This is a genomic window from Flavobacterium psychraquaticum (genome assembly GCF_034497725.1).
In the GTDB taxonomy this organism is placed as follows: domain Bacteria; phylum Bacteroidota; class Bacteroidia; order Flavobacteriales; family Flavobacteriaceae; genus Flavobacterium; species Flavobacterium psychraquaticum.
Window position 1 is genome coordinate 1 of the sequence record NZ_JAXKVR010000018.1, and the last position, 18,454, is coordinate 18,454.

Genomic DNA, 18,454 nt, shown 5'->3' on the forward strand with positions numbered 1-18,454 from the left:
GTCTTGAGCCACGTCGAAAGGGAGTCGAGATGGATTAAAAAAGTCTCGATACTTCGACAAAGCTCAGCAAAGGCTAGCTCGACTTGACAGAATAGTAGTTGTAAGTTTTTGAATCAAGCAACACATTTTCAGATCGATTAGCCTGTCTTGAGCCACGTCGCAAGGGAGTCGAGATGGATTTGAGAAGTCTCGACTCCGCTCGACCTGACAAAATCTAGCTTTAAATAATAATAGTGAAATTACATAGCATAAAAACTACTTCTCTGTCATATCGAGTAGCCTGTCTTGAGCCACGTCGAAAGGGAGTCGAGATGGATTAAAAAAGTCTCGATACTTCAACAAAGCTCAGCACAAGCGAGCTCGACCTGACAGTACAGTGCATACGACTAGACCTAACAGAGACTACTAAATTTAAGATTTTATTATAACGCCAATGTTTTCAGATCGAACAGTCTGTCTTGATAAGATTATGTAATAATGCCTTAACTACTCAAAATCAGTAAAATCCAATTGCTCATCATTTGCAATGTCTCTTGTAGCTTTCTTACCTAATAACGAATCAAAATGTTCAGCTAAAATTTTTCCGGTTCCTGGTCGTTTTGCCCAAATGTTTTCTTTGGTTAGTATTGCTCCTTTTTGAATAGGCGCAATAGCACAAACCGTTGCAAAAGCAAAATCGATGGTTACTTGTTCTTCAGCTGCCGGTTTTTTTGTACCCCCACGCATTTGAGCCACTTCGGCACTGTTTATGATTAATTCTTTACACGCATTTTCGTCCATACTGCAAACAATATCGGGACCCGTTCTGTTCATACGATCCGTAAAATGACGTTCTAAAATAGAGGCTCCTAAAGCCACCGCTCCTATACAAGCATTGTTGTTTAACGTATGATCTGAAAGACCGAATACTTTATCAGGGAATGCTTGATGCATTTCTAGCATGGCGCCAAATCGTACGAGATGAATTGGGGTTGGATATAAATTGGTCGTATGCAATAAGGCAACTGGAATCTTGTGTTTGTCAAAAATAGCGACTGCTTTTGCTATGCTTTCAATGGTGTTCATTCCGGTGCTTAGAATAACAGGTTTTCCAAAAGAAGCAATATGCTCCAATAAGGGATAATTATTGCATTCGCCGGAACCAATTTTGTAAGCAGGAATATCAAATTTTTTCAAGCGTTCGGCTGCGGCACGAGAGAAAGGGGTTGATATAAAAATCATCCCTTTGCTTTCTACATAGTTTTTTAGTGCCAGTTCATCGGCTTCGTTTAAAGCACAACGTTCCATAATTTCATAGATGGAAACATCGGCATTACCCGGAATTACTTTTTTAGCTGCCGCACTCATTTCATCGGCCACGATATGGGTTTGGTGTTTTACTACTTCCACTCCTGCGCTATGCGCAGCATCGACCATTTCTTTGGCTACTTGTAAAGAACCTTCGTGGTTGATTCCTATTTCCGCAATGACTAAAGGCGGAAAATCTTGACCTATTTTTCGGCCGGCTATTTCTATGTAGGGATTCATTTTTTTTGTTGTAAGTTGTAGGTTGTAAGTTGTAAGTTGTAGGTTGTAGGTTGTAGGTTATGGGTTATGGGTAATTAGTTCTTTTTTCCTAATCACTCTTTACTTTTTTGTTGAACAAATAGGTTGCATATTCAAAGTCTTCCTGCGTATCGATATCGACTGATGCAAAAATATGATTTACTTCAAAAGGAAAACCAGCTTCGTCAAAGATACTATCTTTTAAAATTAATTCGGCCTTTGAAATATAGAGCAAGCCATTTTCATAATACAAAGGTTCTAAATCTTGACTTCGTTGACCGATGGTGTAATTAAAAGGTTCGAATTTATTGTGGTTTATTTTTCCCAATTTGTGCCGATTTTGAGAAACGGTAAACAAGCTGTCGCAATTCTTTTCTTGAAAAATTTGAAAAGCTTCCGCCAACATTTTCTCTGGTCTTAATGGATTGGTGGCTTGTAATAAAACTAAGTTTTCAACATCCTCCTCTATGGTTTCTAAAACATGTTTTAAGGCTGAAACCGTAGGTTCCAAATCGCCTGAAAGTGCTGCGGGTCGGTCGATAACTACCGCTCCGTAGTGCAAGGCTACTTTTTTTATCGCTTCATCATCTGTGGAAACATAGACTTCTGAAATAAAAGAATGTTTTTTGGCAAACAAAATACTGTGGGCAATTAGTGGAATTCCACCCAATAACTGAATGTTTTTGTTAGGCAGTCTTTTAGAACCGCCTCGTGCAGGGATGATGGCGATGGTTTTCATTTGAAATTTTCTTTTGTATTTTGAATTAATTGATTCATGTTTTTATTCCAAACTTCTTTAGAATATAATTCTTTCGGAATTGGTAAATTCTCATGATCACCTTTTAAATAATTCTCAATTGCTATAACCCATTCATCAATAAAATTTGGATTTTCTATTAATTTACCATATTTACCATATTCTAAAACCTCTGGAACACCACCTAATGCAGAGGCAATGCAATAACAACCGCAATGCAAAGCTTCTGTTAAACTTAAAGGAAAACCTTCTTGACACAACGTTGAAAACAAATATACATCTGCCATTTGATAATATCGAGCCAAATTGCTATTCGGTATACGACCTAAATAACTAATACCAGGTGAATCTTGCTTTTTAGCCGTACCAATAATTAATAATTCCACATTTGAATATTTGGCATAAACTTTTTGCCATGCATCCAAAATAATATGCAAACCTTTTTTAGGACGATCTTGAGAACACCATACAAAAATGGTTTTATGATTCAATTGAAACGATTTTTTCAAATCTTGCTTCTCTAGAGTTGATAGTGAATAAAATTTTGAAGTATCAATACCATTGTGTAAAATAGAAATACGACAAGGAAAAGTATTTACATTTTTTTTAATTGATTCATAACTTTTATAAGTTAGCAAAGTAAGTTCATCCACTTTGCTGTACAATTGTTCATTTTTAAAAAAAGGAAAGCCGTGATAAAAATAATGAATGTAAAAATTATCACGAATGCCTTTCTTTTCTAAGTAGGATGACAATGCCATACAAAGACCAAAGTTGTCAATGATATGAATAATATAATTACTTTCTGACTGTATTGCTTTTTTTAAAGTTGTGATAGTTTGATGCCAGGGAAGTTGCAATTTTAATTTCTTTAAAATTCTCGAGATTAAACTACCGTTGTTTTTTAAAAAAAAATATTTTTTATCTTGATATTGATTGTTAGTGTATGGACAAATAATTATATCAACTTCATTTTCAGTTTTTAAATAATTGTCATATATTGTAGACCAACTACCAATTTTTGAGTACGGTAATGGAATTTGTGAAATTAAAATTACTTTCGTCATAATTAATATTCAAATTTTGAACTCAATCCAAATCGTTTAAATAATATTTTTTTTATCGGTTGTTTTAGAATTAGAAAATTTAAAATCTTACCAATCCTTATTTTAAAAGTATTTTTTTTGAAATTAGTTTTAAAAAATTTTGCATCCATTGACCTATTTCTTTCTACATCTTTTAAAGTATCAAACTCGGTATTCATCCATTCTTCAATTGAATTACCCATATGATAGGCAAAATTGTCTTTTGTAGCTAATCTTAAAAAACCTAAATCTTCATTTGGACAGTCAATAAATTTAGATTCTACACCATGCTGTATTTTTATAAAAGCTGGCTCATTTGTACCTTTATCAAATACTTCTCTTCGCATTGTAGCTACAAAATGACCACAGCCCATAACTGCTTCGCAGTTTTTCTTTTTATTTCTTATTACTAAATATTTTTTTAAATGAATTGGTTTATAAAGTCTATAGCTATTTCCTAAGCTATCATCAAATCTTACTAATGCTAAAGTATCAGTTACATTATCAAAATAAATCTTTCCTTTAATTAAACCATAAATCCAGTTATTAGCCGTAAAATTCCCATAAGCTTTACTACTAGGAACTGGACTTACCATACCTGCTTCTGGAAACCCACAAAAAACATCTTCAACTGCATTTTGCCAATTGTGCTTAAACAAAACATCAGCATCTGTAATGGTAATAAGTGGTTCCAAATTTCCTTTTGCAGCAGCTAAAATGGCATTAATTTTTCCTAAATTTTCTTTAGAGTGAAAAACTTGGTCGATTAGAATTGATGACTGATATTTTTCATCAATATATTGTTTAACTTTTTCATGGCAATTATTATTGTAAATAGTAATTCTTGTCTTACTATGAACTGTTGCTAATAAAGATTCTATGCACAATTGAAAGACTTCAAATGCTTCTTTGAAGTAACCTTCAAAATTTGGAATATAAACAGGCACAATAACTCTATGATAGTTATGCACTTCAATATTACTATTGTTTTTTTCTGGATTAGAACCTATTCGCATTTTATTTTAGATAAAAGTTATTATCCTTTAATTTCTTATAAAGATTCTCTTTAGACACTACAACATCTTCACTAGAAAACTCATCAAAAGCTACCGTATCATTATCATAGATATTATGGTAATGCATCATGTATAAATTTGTATTTTTATCCAGATAAGTACGTGGAACTTCTTCTCTTGAAATCATAATTTCATGGATTTTTTCTGAAATACGAGGAATTCCCTCAGTATATTTTAACCCAAACTCTTCTTGATATATTTCGAATAGATCTTTTACTTTAAAACTAGGAATATTAGGAATGATATTAAATCCTGTAAATTCAAATGCATTTTTAATTAAAGTTACGGCTTCTTCTACATCAATCATAAAACGAGTCATTTCTGGAGAATACAACTTCAATTGATATTTATTCTGTATAGAGTCTAAAATTAATGGAATAATACTTCCCGTTGAATTTAAAACATTACCATATATAGCAGTAGTTAATTTCACATTGGAGTTCTCTGCATTTACAATAAAAGCTTCTCCACCTATAAATTTCATAGACCCATACAAAGTTGTAGCTGCTCTACTTTTGTCAGAAGAAATAAAACATGCTGCTTTGAAATTATTTTCTTCTGCAACATTTCTTGAATTAATTGCTCCGTTTATAATAGTTCTAACTGCTACTTCTACATTTTGATCTACCGCTTCAATTTGTTTTAATGAAGCTGCAAAAATGCCATAATCATTTCCTTTCGCTGCTTTGTTCATCAAATTAAAATCTGCTACATCTCCAATAACACATCTAATTTTAGGAAATTGTTTTTTTAAATAATAATGTTTGGCTTCATCTCTACTATAAATCGTAATTTCAGCTTCACTATAAAATCTTTTTACAATTTCTTTCCCTAAATAACCTGCTCCACCCGTTATAAATAATCTCACTTTTTAAACTTTATAATTAGTATAATCTAAATATGTTTGAAACAAATGTAATTCTAATTCGTCATTTAAAATTGGAAATTGATTCAAATTAACCAATTTTCTAAATTCTAGTAACTTAAAATACACCTCCTCAACTGAAATTTCAGTGTAATTAATCTCTTTTTCTTCTAATGTACCTATTAGAGCAACTACGCTATCTACATAATTTAATTTTACAATGTTATTATTGTAGTTGACCTCTAAATTATTGTGCAGATTATAACAAAAAGTAGCAATAAAAGATGTTTTATTAGGTTGAGCATACCTACCAAACACATTAGGCAACTTGTAGGAAACAAATTTACTTTTAACATCTGAACAATATATTTGCAACAATTCTCTTGATTCTTTTTTAGCATTACCATATGGAGTGTTTAAATCCTCTTGAATGGAAGATAAAAAAACCACATTAACCTTTTTTTTATTTTTCTTTAAACCCTCAATGGTAGCTAATGTTAATTTTCGGTTTTCTTCTAAAATTTCATTTGAATCAGAGCTTCTATGTAAAAAAGCACCATGAATTAACCAATCTAATTCGTCTAAATCAGAAAGTATGCTGAGGTAATCTCTACCAAGCTCAACAACTTCATATTTTAGAATGTGTCTAAAATAATTTGTTAAATGAATACCAATAAAACCCTTTTCTCCTGTAATAGCTGTTTTCATATTAATTAAAACAATAGATTTATTTAAAAAAATGTATCAGATTATTAAAATTTAATTCATTTTTTTTGATCTATATACAATTATATAGTATAAAATTATATTTTTTCTCAACTAAATTGGATTAAAACCTACTCGCTTACTTCATTTTCAATTTGTTGGTATAAAGCTACTATTTTTTGTTGATTAACTGCATAATCTAATCGTTCTTTTGCGATTTTTTGATTGATTTCAAATGCTTTTTGAAGCCATTCGGGTTGCTGTAAAACCTTAATAATTAGATTTGAAATAGCGTTGTCATCATTTGGATTTTCAATCAAAAAACCATTTTCACCTGCGGTTATAATTTCGGCAGTTACATTTCCTGGATTCGACTGAATTGGAAAAGCGCCCATAAAAATCGCTTCCAATAGCGTATTGGGCATACCATCTGAAATACTATTTCCTAAATATAAGGTTGATTTTCCCATAAGTCGTAACAAATCGTGATGAGCTAATCCATGACGGTCGAACACTTGATAAGGTAATTTATTTTCCTTAATATAATCGATTACAATAGGATGTGCTCCAAAAACTACTACTTTAAAACCTAATTTTTGAATACTTTCCTGAATTCTTTGTACCCCTTTTACCAGTATCAAACCTCTGCCTACATTATGATGATAACCCTTAATTAAAATAATTTTTCGTTCTGATGGTCGTTGTGAATAGGGTAGCAACTGTTCCAAATGAAAACCACCTCCACCCGGAATAACACCCGTGTGTTTGCCTTTCAAACCTAGCGTTTGTGCTATGGTAAAATCTCGTTCACAATCAGTGTGCAAATATTGAATCCGACTTAAAACTGATTTAATTTTCGACAGATGTTGCGGTTGATTTTGATAATAAAACAAATCGCTACCCCAACAGGAATACAACCATTTGATTTTTGGAAATTTCTGCATCGTTTCTAAGATGGGATAACTACAACTTTGCATCTCAAAACTATGTACTAAGTCTGGTTGAATTTTATTTAAAATTTGTGCTAATTTCTCATTAGCTGTTACTTCTAAGAAAGGTTGTAAAGTGGTATAAAAACCTGGGAATTTTCGTTGTAAAAAGTATTCTCCTTTAATATAAGGTACTTTCCTTTTTTTCCAATCTGTAATTTGCTGAATGGAAATTTTTGTGTGTAATTTTCCTTTCCCTAACACATCAAACCAATACAATTGATGCCCAGATGCGTTTAGATTTTCAATCCAACGAACCGCATGAAGCGAAGGCATAGATACAAATAGGATTTTCATTTAAGAATATTTTTCAAATAATTCTTTCAGTCTAAGACAATAATTTTCTAAACTATATTTTTTTACAAGTTCTAAATGCTCTTTCCCAATAGATTCTCTCAGATTAGCATCTTCATATAAAGTAATCATTTTTTCTCTTAAAGTATTTTCATCATTCTTAGGAACTAAAAATTCCGATTCTTCCATTAATAATTTACAACCGACATGGTTAGTTGCAATAATTGGTTTGCCATACATCATATACTCCATTAAAACAGTTGGAGCGCCTTCAAATTCTGAAACTAAAACTCCAACATCAAGAACACTTAATATTTTTTCTACTGATTCACCTGAAAGCAACGAAACTTTATCTTTAATACCAAGATTTTCAGACAGTGCAACTAAGCTATTATATTTGGACAGAGTATCTGCATCATTATCTTTATTTCCCAAAAACAATAAATGAACATTTCTATTATTTTCCATTTTACTAAAAGCTTCCATCAATAATTCAGGATGTTTTTGGTCTCTAAAATGAGCAATCATTCCATAAATCAACTTATTCTTAGGGATCTTAAATTCTTCTCTTGTTGTATTATTATCATAATCAACTCTTTTAAATGAAACATATTGAGTTAATAAATGACATTTTTCTTCTTTAACATTATATTTTTCTATAAACGTATTGAAACCATCTTTTGCATTGGCACAAAAAAACGGAATTTGCTTTACTGCTTTCTTTTCCAATTCATCATAGTAATAGTTGTCACTTTCACCTAATTCATGCCAAAAAGTGTATTTAGCCCCTACACTTTTATAAATTAAAGCCGCTAATTTTGATGCAAAATTCATATATGGGATTATTACATCTGGTTTCATTTTTTTTACTTCAGCTTTAACCATATACAAATATCTTAATGCCCTAATCGTCTTTTTTAAATTAGTGTAAGTATAACCTTTTCTAATCGCTAATGATGGAACACCATAATACTCAATTTTATCTACTCCACATGATAATGCAAACTTTCTAAATTCCTCTGTTTGTTCGTTAGAATGTGTTGCGATAAAATGAATTTTACAATTATATTTTTCTTTTAAAAACGCTGCTAATCCCAAAGCTTGTCTTTCTGCTCCTGCTAAAGAACATACTTTAATAATAAAAACTACTGTTTTATTTTGAAAGCTAAAATCTGCCATATTAGTTATATAGTTTTTTAATGATTCTTGAAACACCACTTCCTTTTATACTTGCAAAAGGCAACAAAACACGATCTGCCAAAAAGAATTTGAAAGCCGTTTTACTGTCCAAAAAAGCATGAGCTGCCAACAAATGTACTATTTTCTTATTATCTTCCTGAAAAGCGCGGCTGTTTTCTAAAATGGTAAAACGAAAAAACGTTTTATAGGATTGCACAAAATAGTCTTTTATGTCTTTGTTTATAAACGCACTCTCTTCGTTATGTTGCATGACGGTAACCAAACTCAATAACAATTCTGTAAAACATTTAACCATTCTGGTTTTAACTTCTGTAGAAATGTACTTCTCTTTGTAATTAAGATCGTTGCGGTAATAATAGTCAATTGATTGAAAAACAGAAAATTTATTGGATTTAACCATTGATTTAATAGCCAATTCGTAATCCTCAAATACATTCATTGATTCGTTAAAACCATTTGTTTTTAAGAAAAAATTCTTTTTATAAATTGGAGCGGTCGTTTGCCAAACACAATGTAAATTAACAAATAACCTCAAAATTTCATTTGGATTGCTTACAATATCAATTTCTTTTTTTGAAAAATCAGGTTCGTTAAGAAAACGTTCCATTTGAAACACTAAAAAATCACAATTTTGATTTTGTTTAAATCGTGCTACTCGATTCTCTAAACAAGTAGTAGCTAACAAATCATCGGCATCTAAAAAAATAAGATAATCGCCTTTGGCATGTGAGACGCCATAATTTCGTGCCGAAGAAGGTCCTTTTGGCAAATCTTCTGGTCGTTTGTTGAGTTTAAAACGATTGTCTTTTTCCTGATAATTAACAGATATCGTTTCGGTTAAATCTTCAGAACCGTCATCTACTAAAATACATTCCCAATTCGAATAGGTTTGCGAAAGCACGCTATTTAAAGTTGCCTTTATGTGCTTACTGCTATTAAACGTGGGAATAATTATGGAAACCAGTGGTTGCAAATCGTTTGTATTTATCGGAACAAAAATGGGAAAAGTTGCTTTCTTTTCCTAATTATTAAGTAGTATTTAATTGCTAAAGTAGAAGTAAACAATTTGGGATTCGATTTTAGTGGGTCGACACAACATTTTCAATCAATTACAATATTATGCTTTTCTTTATAATGCTAAAAAAATTTTGTATTTTAAGTACTTCTACTAATTAAAAAACGTCTAATAAACTTTGAAAATGGAATTATTTTAAAAGTGAGAAAATAATATTTAAACAAAAACTTCCATTCATTTAATGTAAGTTTTCGATGTTTTTTTACAATTACTTCAAATGCCATCAAAAGGGTAAGCACTTGTTTTGAAGTAAAAACATTTTTTTTATCTCTCAACAAATCCGTATAAAATTGAAAAGTAGCTGTTAATTTTAGCGGAATATTATCTTGTTTACCCGATATATTAATTGTTGAAAAACGCACATAAACAAACGCCTCATTGATGGTATAAATAGGCTTGTTCTCTGAAAAATCTAACCAAGCTTTATCATCGCTATGCCAAGCTAAGGGATAATTAACAAATTTATGTTTATTAAAAACCTCTCTTTTAAATAGATATTCAGAAAGTGAACTCCTGGTTAAATTTTTAACTTTTCTACAGTAAAAAGCTGAAGCCAACTCTAATTTTGGATGAAAATAAGGTCCTAAAAAAACTGCCCCTTCTGTATTAATTACGCTACAAGCAAAACGGATTACATTTGCTGTACTATTTCTTATTTCAATTTCATTATTGTAAAAATTAGCTACACAATTTTCTCCTAATACATCATCGTCGCCTAAAATAAGTAACCACTCCTCATTTTTAGAAAGCGCTATGCAACGCTCCCATTGTTGTGTTAAACTAGTACCTCCTAAATTAGTTTCGAAACGATGATAAATTAAATCAAATTTTCCTTCAAATTTTTCCAACAATGAAGTGCAATCTTCTGGGCTAGCATCATCACCGATATAAACCTTAAACCGTTTATCCGCTTGATTGGCTAACGATTGTAAAGTGGCCTCAAAAAAAGTGAGTTTATAATATGGTATGATGATGGCTAGCATAATTATTTAAGAACTTTCTTAATTACTTCTAAATATTGTGATTTCCATTTTTGACAAGGTTCTAAATGATTGCCTTCTGCCCATTCGTTCCAAGCATTTATAAAAAGGAATTTTTCGGGCATTTGACTCCAAGGATAGGCATTATGTATGTGTCGTAACCATACTTGAAACTTTTGAGGTGTAGAATTATTTAATATAAAGGCTTTCTTTTTTCTTCTGGCAGCATTATCCCACATTGGAGTTATACCTGGGTATACATTTTTTATGAATTTTTTACCCATTTGAAGTTTTGTAAATTCTTCATAATCATAAATCATATCTTTATCAGATACCTTTGATTTTGCTACAACATTAAAACCTAACCTTCTTAAAATCCTACGTTTAATTTGATTAAATTTTACTAATGCTCTTATAATAAATATTTCTTTTTTTTCAGGAACATTACTAAAATCTGGTTGAAATTCAAAAGCAAAATCAAACCCTTTAGAAGTAGGCTCATATTGATGTTCTGCGTTTTGAGAAAAGCCTAAATATAAATCTTCAAAACCAGCTTTTTTTACTTCCTCTCTCCAAATTGAAATTGTTTTTTCCATATCTGGAAAAAACTTAGGTCTATAAATTATAAAAACAGGTTTTCCGTTAACCTTAATGTAACGGTCATCTTTAAAGAATGATATTAAATGAATAATATGCTTCCTATCATCTTCAATTGAATAGTCTTGTTTTAAAAGAATTTTATTTTCTCCACCATCCCATGTTCTTGTCCAATTTTCATTAGCCCAACACATAAAAAAGGGTAAATCTTCTTTTTTATTTGCCATTTTTCTATCCAAGGGTTCATTAAGGATAAGTTTACCATTAAACCAATAATGGTAATAACAAAAACCATATATACCAAATGATTTAGCCAAAGCTTCTTGAGCTAATCTTGCTTCTTCTAACCTTAGATCATAAAAACCTAAATCGGCCGGTAAATGCGGTTGATAATGATTTTTAAATCTTGGCGTTGCTTTTGTTGTATTAGTCCATTCTGTAAAACCTTTTCCCCACCATTCATCGTTTTCTGGAATGGGATGAAATTGAGGTAAATATATGGCTATGGGTTTTATTTTCTTATTAATCAAAACACAAATATTTTTATTGATTTATTTTATATCTCGTTATTTTTTTGATTATGATTTTAATCAAATCAAAATAGGATTTCTTTTTGGCTAAAGCATTATTTGATAATTCCTTTTGAAAGGTCATCATATTTCCGTTAACAATATCAAAATTACGTTGTAAAATAATATTATTTATTTTTTCATTCCTTAAATATGATAATATGCAAGCATATTGTTTAATAATCATACTTTGAATTTTAATATCGGTTTGCGAAGAAAAAATACCAACTCCCGCTCTGTATACCGCCATTTCATCTTCGCTGTACTTTAACTTACCGTATTCAGATAATAGTAAATACAAAAAATAATCTCCTATCGGGCTTAAAGAAAACTCGGGTGGAAACTCTTTAATTACATTTCTAAAAACCACAGAAGGCGTATGAATATAGTTTCCTAAACGCGCTAACGTTTCTTGATTTTCATAGTTTTCCGGAACTTTTGTAATAAAATCATCAACAAATTCGCCATTAGGTTGTAGAATTTTTATTTTGTGAAAACATAACACATACTCCTTATGCGCTTCTAGAAAATCAACTTGTTTTTGGAGTTTGTAAGGGTCTGTCCAATAGTCGTCACCTTCACATAAAGCAATATACTCCCCTTGAGCTTGTTGTAATGCAAAAATGAAATTTGGCATCATCCCTAAATTTTTTGGATGCTTATGATAGATGATCCAATTGCCTTGGGGGTGCTTTTGAATGATGTCGTTAATAACGCAATCTGTAGTATCAGGCGAACAATCGTTAGCCACAATTAATTCTACGTCAAAATCACAGTTTTGCATCAAAACACCTTCAATAGCCTGGCGAATATAATTCTCATGACCGTAAGTTATCATCACTACACTAACCCTTGGTTTTTGGCTCATCGCTACCGTATTAATTTTGGTACTTCTTTTTTTATCACTGCTGGTACACCCACTACTAAACAATTCGCCGGTACATCTTTTGTTACTACGGAACCTGCTCCAACAATAACGTTTTCACCTAAAATAATGTCTGGCAAAACCGTAGCATTAGAACCTATTTGCGTATACCTCCCAATTTTGCACCTCCCTAAAACTTTTACACTAGGTGAAATTTCAACATAATTTTCAATTATACAATCGTGTGTAATTACAGAATTAAAATAAATAAGGCATCCTTTTCCAATGGTAACATCATTTGAGACAATAGCACCAGTCATAATATTCGAACCTGCGCCAATAGTAGTTCCGAAATGCCCAATAGTAGCGAATGGACTAATGGTACTGGTATAAATACCCCCTATAGCTTCAAATTTATGAACTAATTTTTTCCTCAAACTTGGATTTCCAATTCCAATCGTAAAGGCTGCATCTATTGTTTTAAAATATAAGGCAACTTCTTCTATGCTTTTTAAAACAGGAAATTGGTTGTACAAAAGAGCTGGTGCATCTGCATTTACATCATCAAAAAAAACTAAGTGCTCTAGTTGTTGCAACTGATAGCATACTTCTAATACTTCTTTGGCGAATCCTTTAGCACCAACTATTAACATATCTTCGTATTTATTAAATGTACTATTTGTTCTAAGTCACTTGTTTCCAAACCTGCATACAAAGGTAAGCACAATATTCTAGAAGCAATACTTTCTGAAACGGGCATTGCTGCTCCTTTCACATAAAAAATCGTATTCAAAGAAGGATAAAAATAACGTCTTGGGAAAATATTGGTTGCATTCAAGGCTTTTTGAACCTGCAGCAACTGGCTTTCTGTTTCAAAAATTATTGGATAATAGCTGTAGTTCCATTCGGTATGTTCTCTTATTTTAATTGTTTTTAATTCTTTAAAATTCAGGTGCTGGTTGTAATATGCCACTACATTTTTTCGGCTTTCCAAAATAGTTTCCATATACGGCAAAACCGTTAATCCCATAGCCGCTTGCAGTTCCGATATTTTAGCATTGATACCTAAACCGTGAAAAGCTTCGGGACCGTTGTGTCCGAAATTGTGACTGTAAAATAATTGGTGTTGTAAATCGGCATCCTTCGCAAACAAAGCACCGCCTTCGCCGGTGTGGAATAACTTGGTAGCATGAAAGCTGCACGTACTGACATTGCCAAAATTAAAAATAGATTCATTTTTATAAGTTACGCCAAAAGCATGTGCGGCATCGTAGATGACTTTTAGATTGTGTTTTTTAGCTATAACTTCAATAGCTTCCACATGGCAAGGATTACCAAAAACATGGGTGGCTAAAATCGCTGTTGTTTTATTCGTAATTGCGGCCTCAATTTTAGTTTCATCAATCGTTAAGTATTCTGGGTGAATATCCACAAAAACGGGTGTGCAATTTTCCCATATTATGGCAGCAGTGGTGGCCACATAACTGAAAGGTGTGGTGATGATTTCGCCTCCATTACCCAATAATTTCAACGCAATTTGTAACGGAATCGTACCGTTATTAGTTATTAGAATATGATCCACCGAAAGGTAATTCCTTAACTTTTCTTCTAATTCTACTACCAATGCTCCACGATTGGTTAACCATTGGTTTTTCCAAATGCGTTGCAATTGTTCTTGATATTCTTCTATAGGAGGAAAAAATGTTTTGGTTACGTTAATCATATTATTATTCTTCAATTTCATTTCTTAACAATTGTATTCTAGGATTCATTTGGTACTCATTTGAATAAATTTTTAAGAATTTCTTTCTTCCTTGCTCCGCTATAGTCTTTAGCTTGTTCGGTTGTTCAATCAAATCTATTATTATTTTTTCAATTGCATCCACATTATCGTTTATTATAATAATTTCTTCTCCTTCTTCAAAGACGGTATTTTGTTTCAGTTGATCCGTGACTAGCGCGACTACTCCATTTAAGACCGCTTCTACTACTGTGCCTAATGGAAAACCATCAAAAGCTCCTTTGCCTAAAAAGAAAGGCTTGTTAGGCGATAAGATAACATCCATTCCTTTATAAATAGCAGCTAAATCTTCAAACTTTTGATACCCATAAAATGTAATATTGCTATCTAATAAACTGACCTCTATTTCTTCTTTGCTAAAACCTCCAACCACATGAAACCGAACAAAATCAAATTTTTTAATTAAGCTATGTGCTAATTCTATGAAAACATCATAGCCTTTATCTAAACCTTTCGGCATATATTTAGCCGCGCAAAAAACAATATCAAATGTATCTTTTTCTGGGTAATTTATTTTGGCTTTTAAATTGGTATTTAATGAAACTTGAGGCACAACACCACCAAAAATATATTCAATTTTATCCATTTCACAAAATTGATTTTTAATCAAATATTGTTTTGTATAAAGCTGAGTCACTATCACTTTTCTAAATTGTGGTGAGGCAGTAACGCTCTTTAATTTTTGATTACTTAAATCATCTTCCACTTGAAATCCACCACCCGGATATAGTGTGAAAACAAAGGGTATTTTATATTTTTCTAACCATTCTAAATTATCATAAATATTATTTAAAAAAATGCAATAAAACAATTTAGTGTTTACGTTTATTGCTCCTTCTGCATTTACAAGTTTATTTTTTGCATAGGGAAATTTTGTTTTAAATTCTACAACATGCGTTTTATGCAAATCAATGGTTGTACCAACAATAGGATAAGAAATCGGCTCTAAAATAATTTTAGAATTCTGAAACGCTTCTAATACTATTCTAAATTCTTCATATCTAAAACCAGAAATAGGATGCGGGAAAATGTCGTCATAAATTAATAAATCATATTTATGATAGCTTTTAAAAAATCTTTTTTTTAAAAACAACCTTTCAAATTTCTTTCTTACCTTTCTCCTAAGTTTATAAAGTATCATTGCACTTGTCCTTAAATTATTTCTAAGAATTAAATTTCTGAATTGCTCCAATTAAAGTAAGGTCTTACTAAACCGCTCCAGTGACCATAAAAACTCCCCCTTCGGCTTCCTTCTTCAATTAATTCTAAGGAAACAACTTTATCTAACTCTGCAATAAGTTCAAAATTATTTCCAATTAATAAAACCGTAAAAAAATGTTTGCCGTTATTAAATGTGTTCTTTTCGATTTTACATACACTTTTATAGACTCCTTTTTTAAGCTCTTTTCTATCCAAATTAGGAGAAGCAACCAAATAATTATCTTTATTATCAAATATTGATAAGGAAACATTCAAAGTTTGCGTTATTAGTAGGTTTTCATATATGACTTCTACAAAAACATCTTCTTCTATAAAATTAGATCCACTTTCGGAATATACCTTTACCGATTTAATAATTGCATTTTCATTACCTCGTGCTTCATTTCTTGCAAAATTAACTTCAGATGCTGCGCTGTCACTTTGTGAATTGTAAAAATCTAAAGCTAGTTCTGTATTTCCATTATATTTTATCAAACCATTTTCAAGTACAATCCCTTTTTCGCAAAGACTTCTGACCGCCGCCATATTATGACTCACGAACAAAACCGTTCTACCCTCTCCTTTGCTCACATCATTCATCTTGCCCAAACACTTCTTTTGGAATTCCGCATCGCCAACAGCCAACACCTCATCTACAATTAAAATCTCGGATTCTAAATGTGCTGCCACCGCAAATGCCAAGCGTACGTACATTCCGGAGGAATATCTTTTGACCGGCGTGTCGATGTAACGTTCTACGCCTGAAAAGGCAATAATTTCATCCAATTTACGCTGAATTTCGTGCTTGCGCATCCCTAAAATGGCACCATTCAAAAAGATATTTTCGCGGCCCGTCATTTCGGGATGAAAACCAGTTCCTACTTCTAATAACGAAGCAATTCGGCCTTTGGTATAGATTTTTCCGGTAGTGGGTTGGGTTACCTGACTCAATATTTTTAATAAAGTAGATTTCCCAGCACCATTACGCCCAATGATTCCAACAGAATCGCCTTGATTGATTTCAAAATTGATGTCGCGCAAACTCCACACGTAATCGCTTTCGCCTTTGCTGCTTCTGTCATTGGCTTCTCCAATTTTTAAAAACGGATCTTCTTTGCCGCGCATGTTGTACCACCAACGTTTCATATCGTCTTTGATAGTCCCCGTTCCTACGAGTCCTAAACGGTATTGTTTGGAGATATTTTCTGCTTTTATTACTACTTTACTCATTTTTTTTACTTCTTTTTGTCAGGCTGAGCGGATTCGAAGTTATCATAAGTTCTCGACTCCGCTCGAAGTGACACTTCATTATTTATAGTTCAACTTCAAAAAGCACTACAGATAAGTGAAATTTTAAAAATCTGTTCAATCTTTCCAATCTGTGTTCTACATTAATTTTAAAAAAAAGCAACACGGATTTAATTCGTTAATTCACACTTTCATGATCGGGTAAGAATTTTAATACTCTTTATTTTAAAGCCTCTAAGTTAATACTAAACTGATAACAAACAACCGACAACTTCTTAAAAGATTCCTTGCGGAATGACAAGATTGTGGGTGATTTTTTTTAAACATATAAGGCATTTAAGTTACTACTTAACGGATAACATACAACCGACAACATACAATTTACAACTTCTTAAAAGATTCTTTACGGAATGACAAGATTGTGGATGATTTTTTTTAAAACTATTAGTTAATAATTAACTGATAACCTAGAACATACAACTTACAATCTACAACATACAATTTACAACTTCTTAAAAGATTCCCAACGGAATAAGAGTATTATAATCAAACTTTAATCACACGGTCTTCAACCTAATCTACTTCCGCAATCTACTCCCCTTCTTCGGAGGGACTGGGGAGGCTTACTACACCGTGTCCATAAAAGTTTTCTGTACTTTATTAAACACTAAGATACCAAAAAACAAAATCACTACCGAAAAAACAGTAGGAAAAATAAAATCGGACAAAGTAAAGGATCCTACTCCTAAAAATGCAAAACGCATGTAATCAAACAAGCTGACTAGCGGATTCAAATTTACAACCCATTGGTAAGCTGGCGGTATAGCCGAACTCGGATAAATTACGGGTGTGGCATACATAAATAATTGCATACCGAAAGATATCAACTGATTCAAATCTTTGTATTTGGTGGTCATGGACGATAATATCAAACCAATTCCCATGGCAATTAAGGCCATTAATACAATTACCAAAGGCAAGGCCAACACCCACAAATTGGGATGAATTTGCTCTTGCACCACAAAGTAACTTACAAAGCACAGAAACAGTAAAAACTGTACGCCAAACTTCATTAAATTGGAGATTACAATGGTCAACGGCATAATTAATCGCGGAAAATAGACTTTACCAAAAATGCCTGCATTGGTATTAAAGACGCCAGAAACAGCGGTTAGACACGTGGAAAAATAATTCCAAAGGGTAATACCTGCCATATAAAACACGACTTTGGGTGCGCCATCGGTAGACAATTGGGCTACATTACCAAAGATAATGGTGAACGTAATCGTGGTTAAAATAGGCTGAATAAAAAACCACAACGGGCCTAAAATCGTTTGTTTGTAAACCGTAACAAAATCGCGTCGTACAAACAAAACCAGCAAGTCACGGTAGTGCCACAATTCCTTAAAGTTAATGGCAAAAAGTGAGTGCTTGGCTTCTATCACAGCATCCCATTCTTGGCTAGCAATCGGTTTTTGATCCGTTGCTGTGTGTACGTTTTTGGGCATAAAAATAGGGGTTTCCTTTGAGCTCTCAAAAATACACTATTTTGAGTAGTGGACAAGTAAAATATCGAAAGTTTTTAGCAAGCAGTGGGCAGTGG

At 32.2% G+C, this 18,454-nt stretch carries 17 protein-coding genes; all 17 read right to left on the reverse strand.

The features are described 5' to 3' along the window. Nucleotides 1–486: 486 nt before the first annotated feature. The 17 genes from neuB to T1L09_RS00885 all read right to left on the reverse strand — a co-directional run bounded on the left by neuB (nucleotide 487) and on the right by T1L09_RS00885 (nucleotide 18,359). The gene (neuB, locus tag T1L09_RS00805) at nucleotides 487–1,527 is read right to left on the reverse strand and encodes an N-acetylneuraminate synthase (protein WP_322549036.1); all 1,041 of its coding nucleotides are present in this window, start codon (nucleotides 1,525–1,527) and stop codon (nucleotides 487–489) included. A gap of 88 nt (nucleotides 1,528–1,615) precedes the next feature. After that, nucleotides 1,616–2,284, reverse strand: coding sequence for an acylneuraminate cytidylyltransferase family protein (locus T1L09_RS00810; RefSeq protein WP_322549037.1), 669 nt, complete (start codon nucleotides 2,282–2,284; stop codon nucleotides 1,616–1,618). Beyond that, on the reverse strand, nucleotides 2,281–3,369 hold the full coding sequence (locus T1L09_RS00815; protein ID WP_322549038.1) for a glycosyltransferase family 4 protein: 1,089 nt from the start codon (nucleotides 3,367–3,369) through the stop codon (nucleotides 2,281–2,283). The genes T1L09_RS00810 and T1L09_RS00815 overlap by 4 nt, the downstream gene beginning before the upstream one ends. 2 nt (nucleotides 3,370–3,371) lie before the next feature. Continuing rightward, on the reverse strand, nucleotides 3,372–4,403 hold the full coding sequence (locus tag T1L09_RS00820) for a glycosyltransferase family A protein (protein WP_322549039.1): 1,032 nt from the start codon (nucleotides 4,401–4,403) through the stop codon (nucleotides 3,372–3,374). Nucleotide 4,404: 1 nt separating this feature from the next. Beyond that, nucleotides 4,405–5,331: a polysaccharide biosynthesis protein gene (locus T1L09_RS00825; RefSeq protein WP_322549040.1), complete on the reverse strand. Its 927-nt coding sequence runs from the start codon at nucleotides 5,329–5,331 to the stop codon at nucleotides 4,405–4,407. A gap of 3 nt (nucleotides 5,332–5,334) precedes the next feature. Beyond that, nucleotides 5,335–6,036 carry an NAD-dependent epimerase/dehydratase family protein gene (locus tag T1L09_RS00830; RefSeq protein ID WP_322549041.1) on the reverse strand — a complete coding sequence of 234 codons (702 nt, stop codon included), beginning with the start codon at nucleotides 6,034–6,036 and terminating at the stop codon, nucleotides 5,335–5,337. Between the two features lie 128 nt (nucleotides 6,037–6,164). Further along, nucleotides 6,165–7,319, reverse strand: a complete 1,155-nt coding sequence (locus tag T1L09_RS00835; RefSeq protein ID WP_322549042.1) for a glycosyltransferase — start codon at nucleotides 7,317–7,319, stop codon at nucleotides 6,165–6,167. Then, nucleotides 7,320–8,495: a glycosyltransferase family 4 protein gene (locus T1L09_RS00840; protein ID WP_322549043.1), complete on the reverse strand. Its 1,176-nt coding sequence runs from the start codon at nucleotides 8,493–8,495 to the stop codon at nucleotides 7,320–7,322. 1 nt (nucleotide 8,496) lies between these two features. After that, nucleotides 8,497–9,489, reverse strand: a complete 993-nt coding sequence (locus T1L09_RS00845) for a glycosyltransferase family 2 protein (protein WP_322549044.1) — start codon at nucleotides 9,487–9,489, stop codon at nucleotides 8,497–8,499. A gap of 182 nt (nucleotides 9,490–9,671) precedes the next feature. After that, nucleotides 9,672–10,574: a glycosyltransferase family 2 protein gene (locus tag T1L09_RS00850; RefSeq protein ID WP_322549045.1), complete on the reverse strand. Its 903-nt coding sequence runs from the start codon at nucleotides 10,572–10,574 to the stop codon at nucleotides 9,672–9,674. 2 nt (nucleotides 10,575–10,576) lie between these two features. Further along, the gene (locus T1L09_RS00855; RefSeq protein WP_322549046.1) at nucleotides 10,577–11,698 is read right to left on the reverse strand and encodes a glycosyltransferase WbsX family protein; all 1,122 of its coding nucleotides are present in this window, start codon (nucleotides 11,696–11,698) and stop codon (nucleotides 10,577–10,579) included. Between the two features lie 13 nt (nucleotides 11,699–11,711). Further along, nucleotides 11,712–12,605: a glycosyltransferase family 2 protein gene (locus T1L09_RS00860; RefSeq protein ID WP_322549047.1), complete on the reverse strand. Its 894-nt coding sequence runs from the start codon at nucleotides 12,603–12,605 to the stop codon at nucleotides 11,712–11,714. A 2-nt stretch (nucleotides 12,606–12,607) separates the two neighbouring features. Beyond that, nucleotides 12,608–13,255, reverse strand: coding sequence for an acetyltransferase (locus T1L09_RS00865; RefSeq protein WP_322549048.1), 648 nt, complete (start codon nucleotides 13,253–13,255; stop codon nucleotides 12,608–12,610). Beyond that, nucleotides 13,249–14,325 (reverse strand): DegT/DnrJ/EryC1/StrS family aminotransferase, encoded by a 1,077-nt coding sequence (locus T1L09_RS00870; protein WP_322549072.1) that lies wholly within the window; start codon nucleotides 14,323–14,325, stop codon nucleotides 13,249–13,251. The genes T1L09_RS00865 and T1L09_RS00870 overlap by 7 nt, the downstream gene beginning before the upstream one ends. A gap of 4 nt (nucleotides 14,326–14,329) precedes the next feature. After that, nucleotides 14,330–15,544 carry a glycosyltransferase family 4 protein gene (locus T1L09_RS00875; RefSeq protein WP_322549049.1) on the reverse strand — a complete coding sequence of 405 codons (1,215 nt, stop codon included), beginning with the start codon at nucleotides 15,542–15,544 and terminating at the stop codon, nucleotides 14,330–14,332. Between the two features lie 29 nt (nucleotides 15,545–15,573). Further along, entirely contained in the window at nucleotides 15,574–16,833 is a 1,260-nt protein-coding gene (locus tag T1L09_RS00880) for an ABC transporter ATP-binding protein (RefSeq protein WP_322549050.1), read from the reverse strand. A gap of 644 nt (nucleotides 16,834–17,477) precedes the next feature. Beyond that, nucleotides 17,478–18,359, reverse strand: coding sequence for an ABC transporter permease (locus tag T1L09_RS00885; RefSeq protein ID WP_322549051.1), 882 nt, complete (start codon nucleotides 18,357–18,359; stop codon nucleotides 17,478–17,480). Between the last annotated feature and the right edge of the window lie 95 nt (nucleotides 18,360–18,454).

Coding starts and splice junctions, on each gene's coding strand:
- neuB (WP_322549036.1), bottom strand. CDS start 1,527: ATGAATCCCTACATAGAAATAGCCGGCCGAAAAATAGGTCAAGATTTT.
- T1L09_RS00850 (WP_322549045.1), bottom strand. CDS start 10,574: ATGCTAGCCATCATCATACCATATTATAAACTCACTTTTTTTGAGGCC.
- T1L09_RS00875 (WP_322549049.1), bottom strand. CDS start 15,544: ATGATACTTTATAAACTTAGGAGAAAGGTAAGAAAGAAATTTGAAAGG.
- T1L09_RS00830 (WP_322549041.1), bottom strand. CDS start 6,036: ATGAAAACAGCTATTACAGGAGAAAAGGGTTTTATTGGTATTCATTTA.
- T1L09_RS00820 (WP_322549039.1), bottom strand. CDS start 4,403: ATGCGAATAGGTTCTAATCCAGAAAAAAACAATAGTAATATTGAAGTG.
- T1L09_RS00885 (WP_322549051.1), bottom strand. CDS start 18,359: ATGCCCAAAAACGTACACACAGCAACGGATCAAAAACCGATTGCTAGC.
- T1L09_RS00860 (WP_322549047.1), bottom strand. CDS start 12,605: ATGAGCCAAAAACCAAGGGTTAGTGTAGTGATGATAACTTACGGTCAT.
- T1L09_RS00815 (WP_322549038.1), bottom strand. CDS start 3,369: ATGACGAAAGTAATTTTAATTTCACAAATTCCATTACCGTACTCAAAA.
- T1L09_RS00865 (WP_322549048.1), bottom strand. CDS start 13,255: ATGTTAATAGTTGGTGCTAAAGGATTCGCCAAAGAAGTATTAGAAGTA.
- T1L09_RS00870 (WP_322549072.1), bottom strand. CDS start 14,325: ATGATTAACGTAACCAAAACATTTTTTCCTCCTATAGAAGAATATCAA.
- T1L09_RS00810 (WP_322549037.1), bottom strand. CDS start 2,284: ATGAAAACCATCGCCATCATCCCTGCACGAGGCGGTTCTAAAAGACTG.
- T1L09_RS00840 (WP_322549043.1), bottom strand. CDS start 8,495: ATGGCAGATTTTAGCTTTCAAAATAAAACAGTAGTTTTTATTATTAAA.
- T1L09_RS00835 (WP_322549042.1), bottom strand. CDS start 7,319: ATGAAAATCCTATTTGTATCTATGCCTTCGCTTCATGCGGTTCGTTGG.
- T1L09_RS00880 (WP_322549050.1), bottom strand. CDS start 16,833: ATGAGTAAAGTAGTAATAAAAGCAGAAAATATCTCCAAACAATACCGT.